The sequence below is a fragment of the Spiroplasma endosymbiont of Lasioglossum malachurum genome (assembly GCF_964020065.1).
Lineage (GTDB): Bacteria > Bacillota_I > Bacilli_A > Mycoplasmatales > VBWQ01 > Spiroplasma_E.
In genome coordinates, this window is record NZ_OZ026534.1 from 125272 (window position 1) to 145589 (window position 20318).

Here is a 20318-nt window from a genome sequence, read left to right on the forward strand (position 1 = left end):
TGAATTATACTTGTAAGTGCAAGTAAATAAAATTGCAAAAAATTCTCATATAAAAATTTCATAATGCTAAATTTAGTTTAGAAAAAAGTAAGGAGTTTTTATATGAGTTATAAACATCTTGGCATAGATGAAAGGATTTATATTGAGAATCAATTGAAATTTAAATTTAAAATTAGTGAAATAGCTAAAAATCTTAATCGAAGTATTAGTACTATTATTCGAGAAATTAATAGAAATAAAGATAATAATCATTATTTTTCATTAATTGCACAAAATAAAGCTGAAAATCGAAAACAATCACATATTAGTTTTCATAAGTTTAAAAATAAGAATTTAGTAAAATATGTACAACAAAAATTACTATTAGGTTGATCACCTGAACAAATTTATGGCAGAATTAAAAATTTTCATAAAGAGTGAGTTATTAGTTTTAAAACAATTTATACTTGAATTTATTTTGGAATGCTTGATAAAGTTACTAGTAAAAATTTAAGAAGAAAAGGTAAAAAACGAAAATCTAAAGAAAATCGTGGCAAGTTTAATGGTAAATCAATTAAAGAACGAGATATAAATGTTAATGATCGTATAACACTTGGTCATTGAGAAGGAGATACTATAGTATCATCAAGAGGCAAAAGCAAATCATGTTTAATAACTTTAGTTGAAAGAGTATCACGATTTACTTTAGCAATATTAGTTAAAAACAGAACTACTAAAGTTATTAATAAAAATGTCAGTTATTATTTATCAATTCTTCCTAAAAACATTGTTAAAACTATTATTTTTGATCGTGGTAAAGAATTTTCAAATTGACAACAACTTGAAAAAAATTTAGATGTAAAAATTTATTTTGCCAATCCATATTCACCTTGACAAAGAGGTACTAATGAAAATACTAATGGTTTAATTAGAGAAAAATTTCCTAAAAAATTTATTTTTTCAAAAACCTCAAAAATGAAGTTCATAAATTTATATTGTCTTTAAATCAAAGACCGAGAAAAATACTAAATTATCTTTCACCAATCGAATATTTGGATAGAAAAATAATTTAGTTGCACTTACCTTTACAATTTAGCAAATCAATTTAAATTATATGCAGTATCTATTAATGAACCATTAACTGAAAATAACATTGATAATTTATATATTATTAATAATTATTCACAACCTTATCAAAATCCAAAAACAAGAAGTACTAAAAGTATTACTATTATTAAAATTAAAGATTTTAAAACAAGAGATGGTTATCCAATCATTATTAAATTACAAAAACCATTAGATAAAGATACCAAAGTTATTGGTTTAAAGATTAAATCCTCTAGAAGCATGCTTTTCGGCAATATAAAGGTACTTGGTGAAGTTGACAATATGAAAGTATACCCAAAGTTATTTGTTAAAGATAAGATAGCATTTCCACTATTATCAATGCCTATTGAAACTCAACCAAAAGTTAGAATATTACAACAATGATTTAGTGAACAAATATTATCTTGAAATTTAGCAAAACAATTTATAGGTCAAGAAAAATCAGTTTTAGATTTAATTGCTATTGGTGGTGGAACTGAAACAAGAAAAGAAATTATTAATAATGCAAGAGTAACTAATGCTAAAATTGGTTATGATGTTACTAAAAATTCAAAAGTATGACCCTTATCTGATGAACTAGAATTAAAAGATACAAAATTAGAGTCATGATTTTTAGTAAGTAACTATAATTTATTTATTTCTACAACTAATAAATTTCATGATGTTGAATTAGAAATAAAAGATAGACCACCAATTGATAGTTTACAAAAAGTATTATTAGATATGCTAACTTATACATATAGTTATAATAGAAATTTTGATGGTGCAGAATATAATAATGGTAATCCATCAAATGAGATAGCTAAATTACGTCAAAAATTCGAAGGACAAAAACCAGATGATGTAATTACTAATTTATTTAAACAATGAGAATTAGATTATCCAAATTATATAAATTTACCACAAGTTAAAATATTAAAACAAATAGTTATAATGTTATCAAAAAATATTTATTTAACAATGTCTATTAATAAAGGTTTAAATGATGATTATAAGTTATTATTACCTTATTATTTTGAATTAAAATCAAATCCAATACATTCTACACCCGATAAAGTTTGAGAATTTAAAGATGTAAAAGTAATAGTAAAATCTGAATATTTTGATTTTACAGATATGAATAATATTAAATTAAAAAATAATGATATTAGCCAAAACGAATTATTTAAACTAGATGATAATCAATTTAACTGATTATCCATAACAAATGAGTTAGAAAGTAATAATATACCATCATTAATTCCTACTGATTGAACATTAGGAAATGCTGAATATGGAAAATACTTTACAAGAGTAGTTATTAACAAAACTAAGATTGAAAATGCTTTAAATTTATATGGTTCAAATAAATCACAATTGTTTTCTAAGTTAGAATTTTATAAAGAAATATTACATATTGATAATAATAGTGAATTTGAGTTACAAATTGAAAATCCAATCAATAGCTTAAATCGAGTTGAAATTAGTGGGATATTTGGTGCTGGTAATTATGAGGTAATGTTTAGTAATCTGTGTAATTTACAAAAATAACTATGTTTAATTAATTCTAGTAAATATAATTAAATGACTAGAAAGAGTGAGTTACAGATGGCTAAAAAAGATAACTTTAATAATAATGATCCAATATCAAAAGCAGTAGATTTATTATTAGAAAATACTGAAGATTTAACAACAGTTTTTAAAGAAGGGGGTTTATATAAAGAATTAACAAAACGTTTAGTTGAAAAAATGTTGAATTCTGAGATGCAAAATTATTTAGGATATGAAAAAAATCAACATAGTAATAGTGACAATGCTCGTAATGGTATAAGTTCAAAAAAATTAATAACTTAACAAGGTAAAATTGAGATTGATGTACCACGAGATCGTAATAGTAATTTTACTCCTGTAATAGTGCCAAAAAGACAGAGAAGATTTGATGGTTTTGATCAATAAGTTCTTTCCTTATATGCAAAAGGTATGACATTATCAGATATTAGAATGCAGTTACAAGAGTTATATCATGGTGCTGATATTAGTGAAAGTGTTATTAGTCAAATTACTGATGATGTGATTGATGATGTCAAAGCATGACAAAATAGACCATTAGAAGGCATTTATCCCATTGTTTATTTTGATTGTATAGTAGTTAAAGTACGACAAGATAAACGCATTATTAACAAATCAGTTTATATAGCTTTAGGTGTTGATTTAGAAGGTAAAAAAGATGTTTTAGGTTTATGAATTAGTGAAAATGAAGGCGCTAAATTTTGATTAGCAAATTTCACAGAAATGAAAAATCGTGGCTTAAATGATATTCTTATTGCTTGTAGTGACAACTTAACAGGCATGTCAGAAGCAATACAATCAGTTTATCCTAAAACTGAACATCAATTATGTATAGTTCATCAAATCAGAAATAGTTTAAAATATGTTTCATACAAACATCGAAAATCACTAGTTACAGATTTAAAGCCAATTTATAATGCATGTAGTGAAGAACAAGCAATGCAAGCTTTAGAATCATTTGAAAGTAAATGAAATAAACACTATCCTCAAATTGCTAAATCTTGATATAAAAATTGAGATAATTTAATGATTTTTATTAGTTATCCTCCAGAAATCAAAAGAGTGATTTATACTACAAATTCTATTGAATCTGTTAATAGTCAATTACGAAAAGTCATCAGAAATAAAAAAGTTTTTCCAAATGATATGGCAGTTTTCAAAATATTTTACTTAGCAATTGAAAATATAACAAAAAAATGAACAATGCCCATTCAAAATTGAAATACAGCAATTGCTCATTTTATGATAAAATTTGAAGACAGAATTAATCTGAACTAGTACTTTGTAAAACAAAGAAACACAGATTACTAAAAAGCCTCAATTATGATTTAATTTTAATAACTAATAAGCAAGAAATAAAATTAACTAATATTAATTTATTTGATAAATATAACGAAAACACTTCATATATAAATTTAGAAATTTAATTTATTGATTAAAATATCAATTAGGATATTTACCATCTCAGACAATATCACCTGTATGTATTGGCTTATTACCAAAATATAATATAAACTTATCACTACTAGTAAACTTATTTAATCAGATAGTTGTATCACCATATATTCTTTCGCCATTTGGTTTTAAATAATATTTGGCACCACCAACATTATGGGTAAGCACCCCCCCATGATTAATCCTATTGTTCCAGTTGTAGCACCAGTTAGTGCTAATGCTAATGTTATTTTACTTAAATTTGTTTTTATTCATGTTTTCATATTAAATTACTCCTTTTTTAAATTTTATAAAACTGTACGATTATTTGAATAATAATGATTTTGTTCATTATTTGGCGTTTTATTTATATGATTTACTAGATTTTGAATATTAGTATTTTTTTGTCTTTTTTTAAAAATTAAATTTCATATGTTAATTTCTTTATTTAATCTTTTTATTTTTTCATTAATTTCAAAAATTTTCTTTTTATTTTTTTTGTTTTTGTTAATAATCCCAAAACTAAAAAGTGTAATAAAAAAATTTTTAACTTTTGGTTGTTTTTTAATTTTTGTTATTTCATTATTCATATCATTAATTGTAGTTTTTGCTAGTTCAACTTTATTTTTAATTACTTCTTCATTACCATTATTAATTTGTGCAGATTTTAAAAAATTAAAAACTCAATTATATTCCAATTCTAATGTTTTCATTTTTTTCTCCTTTTTCCTTGATTTTACTTATAAATTGTACTATTTTTGATTATTTTTACAAGTATGCTTTTAAACTTTGTCATTATTTAGTGATAATTTCCTATTAGTTATCGAGCAAAAATTTCCCAAAAGTAAAGTTAAATATACTTGGTGATAAATATGGAAAGAAGCATGACTATGAAAGAAAAATATAAGTTTAATATTATAAATGACATTATTATTAATAAATTATCTAAACATCAAGCTAAGAATAAACTTAACCTAACTATTAGAAGAATTAACCAATTAATTCAAATTTTCAATAGAGAAGGTAAAGTTGGTTTTATTCATAAATCCCGAAATAAAATTTCTATTAAAACAACAAATTTTGAAATCAAAATTAAGATTATAAATTTATATAAAACCAAATATTGCTGAATTATACTTGTAAGTGCAAGTAAATAAAATTGCAAAAAATTCTCATATAAAAATTTCATAATGCTAAATTTAGTTTAGAAAAAAGTAAGGAGTTTTTATATGAGTTATAAACATCTTGGCATAGATGAAAGGATTTATATTGAGAATCAATTGAAATTTAAATTTAAAATTAGTGAAATAGCTAAAAATCTTAATCGAAGTATTAGTACTATTATTCGAGAAATTAATAGAAATAAAGATAATAATCATTATTTTTCATTAATTGCACAAAATAAAGCTGAAAATCGAAAATAATCACATATTAGTTTTCATAAGTTTAAAAATAAGAATTTAGTAAAATATGTACAACAAAAATTACTATTAGGTTGATCACCTGAACAAATTTATGGCAGAATTAAAAATTTTCATAAAGAGTGAGTTATTAGTTTTAAAACAATTTATACTTGAATTTATTTTGGAATGCTTGATAAAGTTACTAGTAAAAATTTAAGAAGAAAAGGTAAAAAACAAAAATCTAAAGAAAATCGTGGCAAGTTTAATGGTAAATCAATTAAAGAATGAGATATAAATGTTAATGATCGTATAACACTTGGTCATTGGGAAGGAGATACTATAGTATCATCAAGAGGTAAAAGCAAATCATGTTTAATAACTTTAGTTGAAAGAGTATCACGATTTACTTTAGCAATATTAGTTAAAAACAGAACTACTAAAGTTATTAATAAAAATGTCAGTTATTATTTATCAATTCTTCCTAAAAACATTGTTAAAACTATTACTTTTGATCGTGGCAAAGAATTTTCAAATTGACAACAACTTGAAAAAAATTTAGATGTAAAAATTTATTTTGTCAATCCATATTCACCTTGACAAAGAGGTACTAATGAAAATACTAATGGTTTAATTAAAGAAAAATTTCCTAAAAAATTTATTTTTTCAAAAACTAATAAAAATTAAGTTCATAAATTTATATTGTCTTTAAATCAAAGACCGAGAAAAATATTAAATTATCTTTCACCAATCGAATATTTGGATAGAAAAATAATTTAGTTGCACTTACCTTTACAATTTAGCAAAATATATATAAGTATTTTTAATAAGCAATTTGCCTTACCTATTGATAATAATAAATCTGCTATGATTAAAGCTCCAAACCAAGAAGAAATAAATATTTATCTTTCAAGATTTTCTAAAAGAAAAACGGATAGTGGTTCAACTATAACATATTATGGTAAAAAGTATTTTTCTTATAAAAATAGCAAAGTTCAATACATACAACCTAGAACTGATGTAATTGTACTTAAATCGTTTATTAATGAGTTATATCTTAGTTATAATCATCAAATATATGAATTAAAAGAAATAGCACCAAAACCAATTATCAAAGAAGAGTTGATAAAAACTAAAAAGGTTTATATACCGAGGCTTTTTAGTAATCTGTGTTTCTTTGTTTTGCAAAGTACTAGTTCAGATTAATTCTGTCTTCAAATTTTATCATAAAATGAGCAATTGCTGTATTTCAATTTTGAATGGGCATTGTTCATTTTTTTGTTATATTTTCAATTGCTAAGTAAAATATTTTGAAAACTGCCATATCATTTGGAAAAACTTTTTTATTTCTGATGACTTTTCGTAATTGACTATTAACAGATTCAATAGAATTTGTAGTATAAATCACTCTTTTGATTTCTGGAGGATAACTAATAAAAATCATTAAATTATTTCAATTTTTATATCAAGATTTAGCAATTTGAGGATAGTGTTTATTTCATTTACTTTCAAATGATTCTAAAGCTTGCATTGCTTGTTCTTCACTACATGCATTATAAATTGGTTTTAAATCTGTAACTAGTGATTTTCGATGTTTGTATGAAACATATTTTAAACTATTTCTGATTTGATGAACTATATATAATTGATGTTCAGTTTTAGGATAAACTGATTGTATTGCTTCTGACATGCCTGTTAAGTTGTCACTACAAGCAATAAGAATATCATTTAAGCCACGATTTTTCATTTCTGTGAAATTTGCTAATCAAAATTTAGCGCCTTCATTTTCACTAATTCATAAACCTAAAATATCTTTTTTACCTTCTAAATCAACACCTAAAGCTATATAAACTGATTTGTTAATAATGCGTTTATCTTATCGTACTTTAACTACTATACAATCAAAATAAACAATGGGATAAATGCCTTCTAATGGTCTATTTTGTCATGCTTTGACATCATCAATCACATCATCAGTAATTTGACTAATAACACTTTCACTAATATCAGCACCATGATATAACTCTTGTAACTGCATTCTAATATCTGATAATGTCATACCTTTTGCATATAAGGAAAGAACTTGTTGATCAAAACCATCAAATCTTCTCTGTCTTTTTGGCACTATTACAGGAGTAAAATTACTATTACGATCTCGTGGTACATCAATCTCAATTTTACCTTGTTGAGTTATTAATTTTTTTGAACTTATACCATTACGAGCATTGTCACTATTACTATGTTGATTTTTTTCATATCCTAAATAATTTTGCATCTCAGAATTCAACATTTTTTCAACTAAACGTTTTGTTAATTCTTTATATAAACCCCCTTCTTTAAAAACTGTTGTTAAATCTTCAGTATTTTCTAATAATAAATCTACTGCTTTTGATATTGGATCATTATTATTAAAGTTATCTTTTTTAGCCATCTGTAACTCACTCTTTCTAGTCATTTAATTATATTTACTAGAATTAATTAAACATAGTTATTTTTGTAAGTTACACAGATTACTAAACATTACCTATATATCAAATAAAAACCATCCTTGAAGATATGGATACTAATAATACCAAATTAAAATTAGATAAAATTCTTTTTATAAAAGATTATTTTAACTATATAAAATTTTAAATCGTTTGTCGAGCAGCAAATTTGATGCCTTAAAATTGATTTTAAAGATATAAAAAAATAAAATTATACACCACCAATAGCACAAGCACCAGAAGCCATTGTTGTAATACCACCAACAACATTACCAATTATGGGAATAGTATTTAAAGCACCATTAACAATAGTTAATGTGTTTTCACAATTTAAATTTGATTTATTTTCTAGATTTAGAAGTCTATTGTCAAGTTCATTAACTTGTTTTTTTAAAGTTTCAAAATCTGCTTTGATTCCTTGAATATTTTTGTTTAATTCATCTAACTTTAATTCATGTTCAATTAAAGTTGAAATATAACTTCAATCTCTTATATAACCTTTTATTATTTCTTTTTCTTGTCTTTTTCAATTATATAATGCTTGAGGATTAAATGTTTTAGAATTATTGATTGCTTGTGGTAAAGTAGAATTTCATTCATTTATATGTGCAAATCATTGTTTAACTTTTGAATCATTTGCTATAATATTTGAAATTTCATTAAATTTATCTTGTGTTACATAGGTAAAAGTTGGTTTTGTCAAACCATAAGAATAGGGACTAAAAGTACCAACAATTATTTTTTTCAAAATAGCCAATAAAGTGTGAGTAATTAGATTTATCCAATAAATAAACTTCTGATAATTTAAAATTATGATATTTTTTCTTTATGGCACTTTTAATTTCGTTATCAACGTTATGATTAATTTTTCCTAAATTAATTTTTATATCTTTATTTCAATCTGGAAAATCATTTTCTAAATTATCAAGACGATTATTTGGATAATATTTCTCATCTTCTGTTATTATTCTTACTGATTTCAAAATTAAATCAATTAAATGGTTTTTTATAAAGTACAATTTCTATACGTTCTTTTCTAGAACTATCTGTATATACTTTTTCAATTTTTGAAAAATTATCTCAAATTGTTTTACCTACTTGTTGTATTTCTTTTCATGTTCATGGAAAAATTGCAGTAATTGAAATATCATTAGAATTATATCGTTGCATCATATCCTCTTTAAATTTTTCGCCAAGTTCTCATGCAGGATTATCTTTTCAATAATGATAATCAGCTATTATTCCTTAAAAAGTTTTTGGTGTAAATGAACAAGTTACTTTACCTCAACTACCCCTTATTTCGTTTTTACCATTTAATGTTCTTTTTAATCGATTTCTGTGTTTTTCATGACGATGTTTATTCATATTTATTTTGCTATTTGTTGTTGGGTTGTTAATAATAAAATCTGTTTGATTATTACTTGCAAAATTTAATTGTTGATTTACTAAATCTAAACTAGTCGTATTTTTTCTAACTCAATTTTTAATATTTGAATTATCAATTGACTTACCATTAATACCTTGTATTTTATTATTTAAAAGTGGAGCAGTTAATACTCACAATTTAAATCAATAACTTGGACTAAAATATTTCATAATTTTGTTCTCCTTTGAAAGTAAATATTTTTATATTTACTTTCAAAACAAAGCAACTTTTATTTGTTAAATTTTACTTCTTTTTTATTTTTTTTGATAAATATTTTTGGGAAATTTTCACTCGATATTGACATTAATATATATATATATATATCAAATATATTAACTTTGTAAATTATTTTCATATATTTTCATATTTTTTGAAATAATGTTTTAGTAAATTTAATCAATTATCTAAATTAGAACCATATTTTTTTCTAAATCTCATAAAAAATTACCATATACATCATTACCGCCAACCAGTACATAAGTTTCTTTTCAACTAATTTTTCCTTCTTCTAGTTTAATTTCTTTTACAAAACCAAGGTTTTTTAGATCACTATCAATTAAACTATTTTTTTCATTTTCTTTTCAATAATGTTCTATTATTTCTCCATTTTCATTTTTTGTAAATCAAAATTCATCTCCCACTTTACCAATTAAGTTATTAAAATTTTTATTATTTATTGCTAAATTGTAAAGGTAAGTGCAACTAAATTATTTTTCTATCCAAATATTCGATTGGTGAAAGATAATTTAATATTTTTCTCGGTCTTTGATTTAAAGACAATATAAATTTATGAACTTCATTTTTATTAGTTTTTGAAAAAATAAATTTTTTAGGAAATTTTTTTCTAATTAAACCATTAGTATTTTCATTAGTACCTCTTTGTCAAGGTGAATATGGATTGGCAAAATAAATTTTTACATCTAAATTTTTTTCAAGTTGTTGTCAATTTGAAAATTCTTTGCCACGATCAAAAGTAATAGTTTTAACAATGTTTTTAGGAAGAATTGATAAATAATAACTGACATTTTTATTAATAACTTTAGTAGTTCTGTTTTTAACTAATATTGCTAAAGTAAATCGTGATACTCTTTCAACTAAAGTTATTAAACATGATTTGCTTTTGTCTCTTGATGATACTATAGTATCTCCTTCTCAATGACCAAGTGTTATACGATCATTAACATTTATATCTCGTTCTTTAATTGATTTACCATTAAACTTGCCACGATTTTCTTTAGATTTTCGTTTTTTATCTTTTCTTCTTAAATTTTTACTAGTAACTTTATCAAGCATTCCAAAATAAATTCAAGTATAAATTGTTTTAAAACTAATAACTCATTGTTTATGAAAATTTTTAATTCTGCCATAAATTTGTTCAGGTGATCAACCTAATAGTAATTTTTGTTGTACATATTTTACTAAATTCTTATTTTTAAACTTATGAAAACTAATATGTGATTATTTTCGATTTTCAGCTTTATTTTGTGCAATTAATGAAAAATAATGATTATTATCTTTATTTCTATTAATTTCTCGAATAATAGTACTAATACTTCGATTAAGATTTTTAGCTATTTCACTAATTTTAAATTTAAATTTCAATTGATTCTCAATATAAATCCTTTCATCTATGCCAAGATGTTTATAACTCATATAAAAACTCCTTACTTTTTTCTAAACTAAATTTAGCATTATGAAATTTTTATATGAGAATTTTTTGCAATTTTATTTACTTGCACTTACAAGTATAATTCAGCTCTTGGTTTAGTAATTGGAGTTGGTTCAATTGTTGTTACATTATTACTATTAATTATTGTTAGTATTGCCAGTCTTGGCAATGGAGTAATAACTTTAGTATTAGGATTATCATTTGTTTTTATTGGATTAAATGGTGGTTTAGTTGCTTGTGGTTCATTATTTGGTTTAATTAGTGCAAAAAATATTATAAATTTATGAAATGCAAAGAAAAAGTAGATATAATCTACTATTTGTTATTTATGTATTTACTTCATGGTAATTGTAAATTTGTTAATGTATAATGCATTAATTGTCGATGTATGCTAATAATTAAAACGTTAAATATTGTTACAATAAGTAAAATTCATCAATGATCGTTTAAAGTATTAAAATAATCAAGTTTGATTTTAAAAACGGCAGTTTCAACTAACATAAATAATGCATTTAAAATGAAAAAAATTAATCAACCAAAACTAAATAGAATAATTAGATAACGATAAAATTTAGTTTGAAAAGTACTACCTTTGACTTTAATTTGATAAACTGTTTCATAAGTATAATGATTAATAGAAAAAGCAAACAAAATTAATAGAATTAAACTATTTATGCCAACTATTAATAAAATATTAATTATTTTTTCACTAGTAGTATTTATTAAAATTAAACTTATTATTATAAATATAATTTGAACAATTAATCACAAAATGCTAACATAAAAAAAACTTTTTTTTGTTCAGTATTTAATTAATTCATTTTCCATTTTGTATCACCATATTAATTTTAGTATATTTTATGCAAATATAGAATAAAATTTATCTTTTTATAATTTTTCATAACATAATAAGTTTGAGAATAACTAAAATTAGAGAGGGAAATAAAATGGCAATTGAAGTAGAAATTAGGCGTATACGTCTAAGACTTGGTTGAACGCAAGCATATTTGGGGAAATTAGTAGGTGTTCAACCAAGCAACAATTAGTAGAATTGAGAGTAATGCTAAAAATTCTTCATGAGGAATAATTCATAAAATTCTTTTAGCATTATTAGTAGATATGAATGATATAAAAGGTTTTACGCATGATTTTGTATTAAAAGAAAATGATTTTGAACTATTTATTAAACTGTTAATGGCTAATTCACAATTAAAAACTAATATTTTATATAATCCTGTTCATTGTGCACGAATTATTCTTGATGCATATAATAGAGGAATTATTAATTTTGATGAAAAATATGGTAAAAATAAAGTATAAAAAAATTGTAAATAAATATTAATATTTTTACTGTAGTACATTTTTTTATTTATAGGAGAAATTTATGAAATATTTTTTAAAATTATTAATTATTACTTTGTTAATAAATAGTTCATCAGTAGGATTAATTGGATGTAGTATTCCTAGTGTTGGTGATATTTGAATAATTACTGATGGTGGTGATTTATTCGATAAAGCTTTTAATCAGCAAGTATTAGAAGGTTCAAAAGAGTTTACTAAAACATTTAATGATAATCGTATTATGATTAGTAATTTACCCGGTAATGAAGTTTGAAAAAATAAAAAAATGAAAACGCGTTGAATTATTTCACGAGATAGTACCGTTTCAACTTTACAAAATAATTATAATTTAGCAACATTTGCTGGTGCTAAAACAATTATTGTTGTTGGGTTTAATCATCTTGGTGCATTAACATCAGCTATTCAAAATCAATATAAAAAGTTAGGTGTTCGTTTTATTTTAGTTGATGCTAAATTAGAAAAGCCAGTTGATGTAGCGTGTTTAAGTTATTCAGCAGAACAATCAGGGTTTTTATCAGGATTAGCAGGAGCAATATGATTAGCAGCTAATCATAAAACATATGATGATAATGGTTTAAAAATGTCAACTTTTGGTGGTTTACCAGCTGATACTATTGTTAGTTATATGATGGGTTATTATTGAGGTGTATATTATTTTAATAAATATCGTAATAGCAATGATAATTTATTGGAAATGACTAATGCCATTAGAATTAAAGAGGGTAAGGAAAAAATTGAAAAATGAACTAATAAATTTGATATTCATTTTGATAAAATTGCTAAACAATTTACAGGTAGTTTTGAATCCGGTACAAAATCATCAAAAGCGATAACTTCACAATTAATTGATGGATATAAAGATGATATTGTAATGCCTGTTGCAGGAGCACAAACAATTGATTTAGTATCAGCTGTTAAAAACTCTACTACTAATAGCAAAGCAAAAATTATTGGTGTCGATGTTAATCAAAGTGTTCAATATAGTTATGCTAAAGATATTTTTATTACATCAGCTTTAAAAGGAATTCATAAGTCAGTTAATACTTGATTATGACATTCTTTTAATTTAGATTATAATGAGGATGGTATTAAACCTATTAATGGTGAACAATACTTTGATGGTAGCATACCACAACCAGCATTAGGTGGTCAGCAATATCTTGGAATTGCTAATAATGATTCTATTAGTGCTATTTATAATAATTTAATTATTGATAGTAATGATTATTGACATTTGGCACAAAAAGTAACTGATGCTTATAATAAATTAGTTGCTGATTTAGCTAATGATTCTACTTGTGATAAGTGAGAAAATGCTTGAAAAAATTATGTTGATGAAAGTGTTGAAAAGTATAAACCACAGTTTTAATAAAACTTTACTATATATTTTAAAAAATTTATAATTATTCTTGAATTTTTAAAGAATAAGTTTTATTATCTTATATAATGGTAATTATGCCATTAAAAGGAGAAACTAGTGTTTAGAGTTAATTGTGAAAATAAGAAAATAATTAATATTAAATACATATATACTGTATTTTTTAATAGTAAGTTATTCCCACCCATTTATTTTCAAAATTTATTTATACACAGTTTTATTTTATTTTGAATAATTGAATTAAGAAAGCAATGTTTTTGCTTTCTTTTTTTATATTTTTTTTATATAAATATTTATATATAATTGTAGGAGGAATATAATAGTATGCGTAAAATTTTTACTGTATTTAGTGCAATATCATTGTCAGTAATAATGATATTACCAATCATTGCTTGCAATAGTCAGTTTAATGATCCAAATATTTATCGAATAACTGTTGTAACTGATGGACATACTATTAATGATGCTTCTTTTAATGAATCATCATATAATGCTGCCCTCAAGTTTAAACAAGAGTTTAATGATTGAACACATAGTGATTATGTTGATCCTCAATATAAAAATAAAAGAGTTGAGGTTTCTTGAGATAATCCCCAATTAACTAATACTGATGATTTAATGACATCATATAATAAAGCCGTTTTCATAAACAGTAAAGTAATTATTGCTTCAGGATTTTTACATCATAATGCTTTGGTTAAAGCACAAAATACTATTTTAAAACATAAAGTGAAATTTATTTTTATTGATGGTGATACTGCAAATAAAGAAGTACCAAAATCTAATAAACAATTGGCTGGTTTACTTTACAAAGCAGAACAATCAGGCTTTTTAGCCGGATTGGCAGGGGCAATATGGTTAACTGCTCATGCTAATCAATATGGTGGACTTGATAATTTAAAAATGTCAACCTATGGTGGACTTGATATTCCAGCAGTTACTAATTATATGTATGGTTATTATTGAGCCATACAGTTTTTTAATAATAAATTTAAAAATAAAGAAGATGAAGAAAAATTAATATCATGAGTTAAAATTTTAAATTCAGATTTTAAAGAATCATTACCAAATATTAAATTTATAACTTCAGGTACTCAATTTAGTGGTGATTTTACTCAAGGTTCAAAAGGTTCACAAGCAATTAATGATGATCTTGCTCGACAAAAAACTAATATTATTTTTCCGGTAGCAGGACCACAAACCGAAGATACTTTATCATCATTAAAAAAATCTGGTCAAGGTAAAATTATTGGTGTTGATACAGATCAACAACTTCAATACCCACAATCTGCAGATAGGTTTATTACTTCTGCAGAAAAAGATTTAATTAGTTCAATTAAACTTATGCTCTGAAAATCAGTTGGTAAAACTGATCAGAATCCAGAGCATCCAACTGATCCAACTGCCGATCAAACATTTATTGATGATGCACCATACAGAGGTGGGCCTAATTTTACTGGAATAGCACCAAATAAAGCAATTAAAGATGGTGATAAAGATATTTACACACCATTAATGACAGAAACTACTAATTGATTAGATAAAATTTCTGCTGGATGACAAAAAGTACTCAATTTAAAAGATCATTATTGAATTAATGGTATTAAAAAAGAATATGATCCATTTAAATAATTAAGAGGGGTGATAAAATGCAAGTAAATATTGAAAAACAGAACTTACAATATGCTGTTGAAATGGAAGGTATTACTAAAGTTTTTTTAGATACTATTATTGCTAACAATAATATTTCTATTAAAATTAAAAAAGGAGAAATTCACGCTTTGGTTGGCGAGAATGGTGCAGGTAAATCGACACTAATGTCAATCTTATTTGGACTATATCAACCAACAAAAGGTATTATTAAAATTAATGGTAAAGAAGTAGTAATATCAGGACCAATTAGAGCAGGCGAATTAGGTATTGGAATGGTACATCAACATTTTAAATTAGTTGATAACTTCACTATTTTACAAAATATTATTTTAGGTAGTGAGCCGGTTCATAAATGACAGTGAATTAATTATAAAAAAGCTAAATCTAAAATTTTAGAAATTTCAAAAAAATATAAATTAGATATTAAACTTAATTTAAAAATTGAGAATGCTAGTGTTGGTATGCAACAACGTGTTGAAATTTTAAAAGTTCTTTATCGTGGTGCTAGTATTATTGTACTTGATGAACCAACCGCGGTTTTAACACCACAAGAAATTACTAGTTTATTAACAATTATTGAAGAACTTAGACGTGATGGTAAAACTATTATTTTTATTAGTCATAAATTAGAAGAGGTTAAACAAGTTGCTGATAATGTTACAGTAATTCGTTTAGGTAAAGTTATTGAAACTTTTGAATCTAAGAGTAAAACTAAAGAAGAAATTGCTACTTTGATGGTTGGTAGAGATTTAGTTGATATTAGAAATCAAGGTAATGTTGTATTAGGGCCAGTATTATTAAAAATTGATAATTTATTTGTTCATAAAATTGGTAATAGGAAATCAATAATGGGTCTTTCTGATTTTAGTTTAGAAGTTAAGTCACGAGAAATTGTGGCTATTGCTGGTATTGAAGGTAATGGTCAAACTGAATTAATTTCAGCAATTACTGGTTTGATTAAGCCAGAAAAAGGTGATATTTTTTTTGGTAATAAGAATATGAAACACAGTTCAATTCAAAGTTTATATAAAAGTGGTTTAAGTCATATTCCTGAAGATCGTCATAAATATGGACTTGTTTTAGATTATAATGTTATTGATAATATGGTTTTACAAAATATTAGCAAATATCCTTTTTCTAAGCATGGTTTGATTCGCAGTAAAGCTATTCAATCTTATGCACAAAATATTATTAATAATTATGATGTTCGTGGTAGTAAAAGTGGTTTTGCTTTAGTTAGAGGTTTGTCAGGTGGTAATCAACAAAAAGCGGTTGTTGGTAGAGAATTAACAAGAAAACATAAAATTTTAGTTGTTGCTCAGCCAACACGTGGCTTGGATATTGGTGCTATTGAATATATTCATAGTCGTATTCTTGATGAAAAAAATGAAGGTAATGCAGTATTATTAATTTCTTATGAATTATCAGAAGTTATGTCATTAGCAGATCGAATTGTTGTTTTACATGCTGGTAAAATTACTGGTAATGTTAGTCCTAAAAATGTTACTCGTGAACAATTAGGATTAATGATGGCGGGACAAAAAATGTTAATGGAAGGAAATGAAGATAATGTTTAAACAAAAAACATGATTTTTAAAACGACGAAGTCGTTTATATCTTGGTTCAAAAGAAATGAATAGTAGTCTTACTAAATTTAAGGGTTCAATTTTTGCAATTATTTTTGGATTAATTATTGCTTGTTTTGTTATAATTGGTTCAGGTCAAAATGCTTTTACTTATTTTCAGTTGTTATTAACATATGCTTTTACAAGTTGGCCAGCTAATAATTGAGATAATACTTTAGTTTGATGAGCAATTTATATTGTAGCAGGATTAGCACTAGTTATTTCTTTCCGCTCAGGAATGTTTAATATTGGAGTTGCGGGTCAAATGTTAGCAGCAGGAGCTGTTGTTATCGCAATTGGTGTCCGTTATGACTTATCACAACCATTAGCTATAATTAGCGCGCTTTTTGCTGGAGTATTAGCAGCGATATTGGTGGCGTTGGTAACAGTGTTATTAAAAGTTTTTTTTAATGTTCATGAGGTTGTTACTTCTATTTTATTAAATTGAACAATTTGATATTTAGTAAAATGACTATTTAAAATCAATAAAGATTTATATGATGCTGATCATGGAACATCAGCAACTATTCATGATAGTATGAGTATGAGTATTAATGGTTATAATTGTATACTACCATTATTAATTTCTATTATTTTAATAATAACAGTTTGATTTTTATTGAAAAAAACAACTTTAGGTTATAAAATTCGAACAGTAGGTTTAAATCCATTTGCTGCGGTTTATAGTGGTATTAATCATAAACATTATTGCATAACATCATTTGTTATTTCAGGAGCATTAGCAGGAGTAATGGCTGTTATTTATTACATTGCCAAAAATCCTTCAATTAGTTTTTTAACTGATGATTTACCAACTATTGGTTTTGATAGTATAGCTGTTGCCTTAGTTGGTCAAATTAATCCAATAGGTGTTGTGGGTTCTGCTTTTCTTTGAGGCTTAATTAAGAGTGGTGATTCAATTGGTTCAGTATTAACATTACCAACAGCAACTGGTGATATTATTTTTGGTGTTATTATTTATTCAGCTGCTTGTGCAGTTTTATTATCTCGTTTACAGCCAATTAAATTTTTAATTCGTTATTTAAATATAGCCTTTGATGGAGAAAAACGAAAAGTTACAAATAGTTTTATTGCCAAGATGTACTATCATTTTATTGAAAATTTTAAAATAAAGAGACAATATAATAAGTTAAAATCAGATTTAATTAAAGAAAAAAATAATAAAATTAATCACTTAAAGATAGAATATAATAAATCATTATCAGATTATGAGTCAAAAGTTAAAAATTTAAAACAAAATCTTTCACAAGAAATTAATAAATTGAAACAAGAATTAAGTGATCAATTAAAGTCATTAAAAAATGAATTAGTTAAAACTAATGATAAAAAATTAAAAGAACAATTAATTTTAAAAAAATGTCAACTTCAAATTACTTATAAAATTGAAACTAAGGAATTAATTAAAAAATATAAAATTGATAAAGAACAATTAAAAGGAAAATATAATAAAATACTATGAGATGATAAGTCAGTAGTTAAAAATTTAAAACAAAATCTTTCACAAGAAATTAATAAAGTTAATAGTGATATCAACTTACAGTTACAAGCAGTTATTAAAAATAAAAATGATAAAGTTGGTGTTAATTGAGCACAATTTTTCCAAGAAAATAAAGCTTTAAATCATTATATATATAAACAATATAATGCAATTTGAAAAAAAGGTAAAATTGGTAATTGAAATAATTTTCAACAAGAAATAAAAACGATTTATGGTGAAAGTTTAAATATGTATATTAATGAAAAAATGAAATATGAAAATAATATTTATAACTATAAGCAAGATTTAATTCGAGAAATAGTATTATTAAAAAAACAAAAAGCAATATTAGATAAGTCAAGAGTAAAAGACTTAAAATTAAATCTTTATCGAGAAATTAATAAATTGAAACAAGAATTAAGTGATGAATTAAAGTTATTAAAAAATCAAACAGTTAAAACTGACAATAAAAAAATAAAAAAACAATTAATTTTAGCAAAACATCAACTTCAAACTAATTATAAAAATAATGTTAAAGACTTAATTAAAAATTATAAAATTGACAAACAGCAATTAAAAAGTCAAATTATCCCAATTAATAGTAATATTAATATATTAACTAAACAATTTACTAAAAAAGCGGAAATTGAAAAGACAACTTTTATTAATAAATTTACTGATATATTTAAAAATGAACAACAAGCAATTATGAAAATAAAAACTGAAAGAACAGGAGGAAAAAGTTAATGGAAGCACTCAAAATAATTCTTGAACATTCTAGTTTAATTTTTGTTGTTTTAGTACTTGGTGCATTATCTGGATTAATTTCAGAACGTGCTGGTGTTGTTAATATTGGTATTGAAGGAATGATGACAATTGGTGCTCTTGCTTTTTCTTCATTTGGAAAAAATATAGGTGTTAATTGAGGTAATTGATCACAAATTGTTGCTTTATTAGTAGCTGGATTAGCGGGAATGGGATTTGCTTGTTTCCATGCTTTTGCATCAGTTACTTTAAAATCTGATCAAATTATTTCTGGCGTTGCAATTAATATTTTAGCAGCAGCAATTGCAGTTTTTGTTGTTCAGTTACCAGGGAATAATGGTTTTATTTCATTAACAAATATTTATCAATTACCAAAAATTGGTAATAATGAATTTTTTAATTTATATTTATTTTTAGCAATTATAGTTTTAGTAAGTATTGCTATTATTCTAAAATATACTAAATGAGGATTACATCATGTTGCGACTGGTGAAAATCCCAATGCGGTTGATGCTGCAGGAATTAATGTTATTAAACAACGATATGTTGCTGTATTATTATCTGGTTTTTTAGCAGGAATTGCTGGTGGTATTTTTCCAATGTATGCTAGTCAAACTTTTCGTGGGACAGTTAGTGGAAATGGTTTTATTGCTTTAGCTATTTTAATTTTTGGACAATGAAGAGTACCATTGATTACAATTGGTGCTGCCTTATTTGCTATTGTTGAAACAACAGGTGCCAGAATTACGTTTTTACCAAATATTCTTCAATGAATATCAAGTAATTCTGATATATGGAATATATTGCCTTTTGTAACATCTTTATTAGTTTTAGTGTTTACATCAAAATGAAGTAAAACACCAAAAGCATTGGGTATTGCTTTCAATAAATCTAAACGATAAAATTAGTTATTAATAATTTTAATGATGAATTAATTTTGAAATTAAATTTTACTTTTTTAGTAATATTTTCTAAGATTTAATTAAAA

Annotated in this window: 21 protein-coding genes and 3 pseudogenes; 13 read left to right on the top strand and 11 right to left on the bottom strand. The window is 24.2% G+C overall.

Going from position 1 to position 20318, the window contains the following annotated elements:
- Positions 1 to 102 precede the first annotated feature (102 nt).
- The 3 genes and pseudogenes from AACK95_RS00690 (at position 103) to AACK95_RS00700 (ending at position 3912) form a co-directional block, all read left to right on the top strand.
- Positions 103 to 984, top strand: coding sequence for an IS30 family transposase (locus AACK95_RS00690; protein ID WP_338980364.1), 882 nt, complete (start codon positions 103 to 105; stop codon positions 982 to 984).
- 342 nt (positions 985 to 1326) lie between these two features.
- Positions 1327 to 2616, top strand: coding sequence for a hypothetical protein (locus AACK95_RS00695; protein ID WP_338980365.1), 1290 nt, complete (start codon positions 1327 to 1329; stop codon positions 2614 to 2616).
- A gap of 57 nt (positions 2617 to 2673) precedes the next feature.
- Positions 2674 to 3912, top strand: a pseudogene (locus AACK95_RS00700) (IS256 family transposase).
- A 150-nt stretch (positions 3913 to 4062) separates the two neighbouring features.
- Here the strand turns inward: AACK95_RS00700 and AACK95_RS00705 are convergent.
- From AACK95_RS00705 to AACK95_RS00715, 3 genes are read right to left on the bottom strand one after another with little or no spacing between them, the layout of a single operon-like run.
- A complete protein-coding gene (locus tag AACK95_RS00705) occupies positions 4063 to 4257 on the bottom strand; it encodes a hypothetical protein (RefSeq protein ID WP_338980366.1) in 195 nt (64 codons plus the stop codon).
- On the bottom strand, positions 4218 to 4352 hold the full coding sequence (locus AACK95_RS00710) for a hypothetical protein (RefSeq protein WP_338980367.1): 135 nt from the start codon (positions 4350 to 4352) through the stop codon (positions 4218 to 4220). The genes AACK95_RS00705 and AACK95_RS00710 overlap by 40 nt, the downstream gene beginning before the upstream one ends.
- 24 nt (positions 4353 to 4376) lie before the next feature.
- The gene (locus tag AACK95_RS00715) at positions 4377 to 4781 is read right to left on the bottom strand and encodes a hypothetical protein (protein WP_338980368.1); all 405 of its coding nucleotides are present in this window, start codon (positions 4779 to 4781) and stop codon (positions 4377 to 4379) included.
- A 159-nt stretch (positions 4782 to 4940) separates the two neighbouring features.
- On the opposite strand from AACK95_RS00715, the pseudogene AACK95_RS00720 reads away from it, so the two are divergent.
- From AACK95_RS00720 to AACK95_RS00735, 4 genes and pseudogenes are all read left to right on the top strand, one after another.
- Positions 4941 to 5192, top strand: a pseudogene (locus AACK95_RS00720) (ISNCY family transposase); the annotation flags it as partial.
- A 105-nt stretch (positions 5193 to 5297) separates the two neighbouring features.
- The gene (locus tag AACK95_RS00725; RefSeq protein ID WP_338979555.1) at positions 5298 to 5492 is read left to right on the top strand and encodes a helix-turn-helix domain-containing protein; all 195 of its coding nucleotides are present in this window, start codon (positions 5298 to 5300) and stop codon (positions 5490 to 5492) included.
- 87 nt (positions 5493 to 5579) lie between these two features.
- Positions 5580 to 6155, top strand: a complete 576-nt coding sequence (locus tag AACK95_RS00730; protein ID WP_338980938.1) for an IS30 family transposase — start codon at positions 5580 to 5582, stop codon at positions 6153 to 6155.
- Between the two features lie 93 nt (positions 6156 to 6248).
- Positions 6249 to 6674 carry a hypothetical protein gene (locus tag AACK95_RS00735; RefSeq protein ID WP_338980370.1) on the top strand — a complete coding sequence of 142 codons (426 nt, stop codon included), beginning with the start codon at positions 6249 to 6251 and terminating at the stop codon, positions 6672 to 6674.
- Here the strand turns inward: AACK95_RS00735 and AACK95_RS00740 are convergent.
- From AACK95_RS00740 to AACK95_RS00775, 8 genes and pseudogenes are all read right to left on the bottom strand, one after another.
- Positions 6661 to 7899: pseudogene (locus AACK95_RS00740) on the bottom strand (IS256 family transposase). The gene AACK95_RS00735 and the pseudogene AACK95_RS00740 overlap by 14 nt on opposite strands.
- Before the next feature lie 266 nt (positions 7900 to 8165).
- On the bottom strand, positions 8166 to 8702 hold the full coding sequence (locus tag AACK95_RS00745; RefSeq protein ID WP_338980371.1) for a hypothetical protein: 537 nt from the start codon (positions 8700 to 8702) through the stop codon (positions 8166 to 8168).
- A gap of 185 nt (positions 8703 to 8887) precedes the next feature.
- The gene (locus AACK95_RS00750; protein WP_338980372.1) at positions 8888 to 9127 is read right to left on the bottom strand and encodes a hypothetical protein; all 240 of its coding nucleotides are present in this window, start codon (positions 9125 to 9127) and stop codon (positions 8888 to 8890) included.
- Between the two features lie 72 nt (positions 9128 to 9199).
- Positions 9200 to 9550, bottom strand: a complete 351-nt coding sequence (locus tag AACK95_RS00755) for a hypothetical protein (protein ID WP_338980373.1) — start codon at positions 9548 to 9550, stop codon at positions 9200 to 9202.
- A 234-nt stretch (positions 9551 to 9784) separates the two neighbouring features.
- A complete protein-coding gene (locus AACK95_RS00760; RefSeq protein WP_338980374.1) occupies positions 9785 to 10021 on the bottom strand; it encodes a hypothetical protein in 237 nt (78 codons plus the stop codon).
- A gap of 61 nt (positions 10022 to 10082) precedes the next feature.
- Positions 10083 to 10832 carry an IS30 family transposase gene (locus AACK95_RS00765; RefSeq protein WP_338980940.1) on the bottom strand — a complete coding sequence of 250 codons (750 nt, stop codon included), beginning with the start codon at positions 10830 to 10832 and terminating at the stop codon, positions 10083 to 10085.
- Positions 10833 to 10838: 6 nt separating this feature from the next.
- Complete coding sequence (locus AACK95_RS00770; RefSeq protein ID WP_338979555.1) at positions 10839 to 11033, bottom strand: helix-turn-helix domain-containing protein; 195 nt, start codon at positions 11031 to 11033, stop codon at positions 10839 to 10841.
- A 331-nt stretch (positions 11034 to 11364) separates the two neighbouring features.
- Positions 11365 to 11877: a hypothetical protein gene (locus AACK95_RS00775; protein WP_338980375.1), complete on the bottom strand. Its 513-nt coding sequence runs from the start codon at positions 11875 to 11877 to the stop codon at positions 11365 to 11367.
- A 195-nt stretch (positions 11878 to 12072) separates the two neighbouring features.
- Between AACK95_RS00775 and AACK95_RS00780 the strand changes: the two genes are divergently transcribed.
- From AACK95_RS00780 to AACK95_RS00805, 6 genes are all read left to right on the top strand, one after another.
- Complete coding sequence (locus AACK95_RS00780) at positions 12073 to 12369, top strand: hypothetical protein (RefSeq protein WP_338980376.1); 297 nt, start codon at positions 12073 to 12075, stop codon at positions 12367 to 12369.
- Between the two features lie 64 nt (positions 12370 to 12433).
- The gene (locus AACK95_RS00785; protein WP_338980378.1) at positions 12434 to 13780 is read left to right on the top strand and encodes a BMP family ABC transporter substrate-binding protein; all 1347 of its coding nucleotides are present in this window, start codon (positions 12434 to 12436) and stop codon (positions 13778 to 13780) included.
- A 333-nt stretch (positions 13781 to 14113) separates the two neighbouring features.
- Positions 14114 to 15421, top strand: a complete 1308-nt coding sequence (locus AACK95_RS00790; RefSeq protein ID WP_338958108.1) for a BMP family ABC transporter substrate-binding protein — start codon at positions 14114 to 14116, stop codon at positions 15419 to 15421.
- A gap of 17 nt (positions 15422 to 15438) precedes the next feature.
- Complete coding sequence (locus tag AACK95_RS00795; protein WP_338980379.1) at positions 15439 to 17019, top strand: ABC transporter ATP-binding protein; 1581 nt, start codon at positions 15439 to 15441, stop codon at positions 17017 to 17019.
- Complete coding sequence (locus AACK95_RS00800; RefSeq protein WP_338980382.1) at positions 17012 to 19312, top strand: ABC transporter permease subunit; 2301 nt, start codon at positions 17012 to 17014, stop codon at positions 19310 to 19312. The genes AACK95_RS00795 and AACK95_RS00800 overlap by 8 nt, the downstream gene beginning before the upstream one ends.
- The gene (locus tag AACK95_RS00805; protein WP_338980384.1) at positions 19312 to 20232 is read left to right on the top strand and encodes an ABC transporter permease; all 921 of its coding nucleotides are present in this window, start codon (positions 19312 to 19314) and stop codon (positions 20230 to 20232) included. Before AACK95_RS00800 ends, AACK95_RS00805 begins: the two co-directional genes overlap by 1 nt.
- The last annotated feature ends 86 nt before the right edge of the window (positions 20233 to 20318 follow it).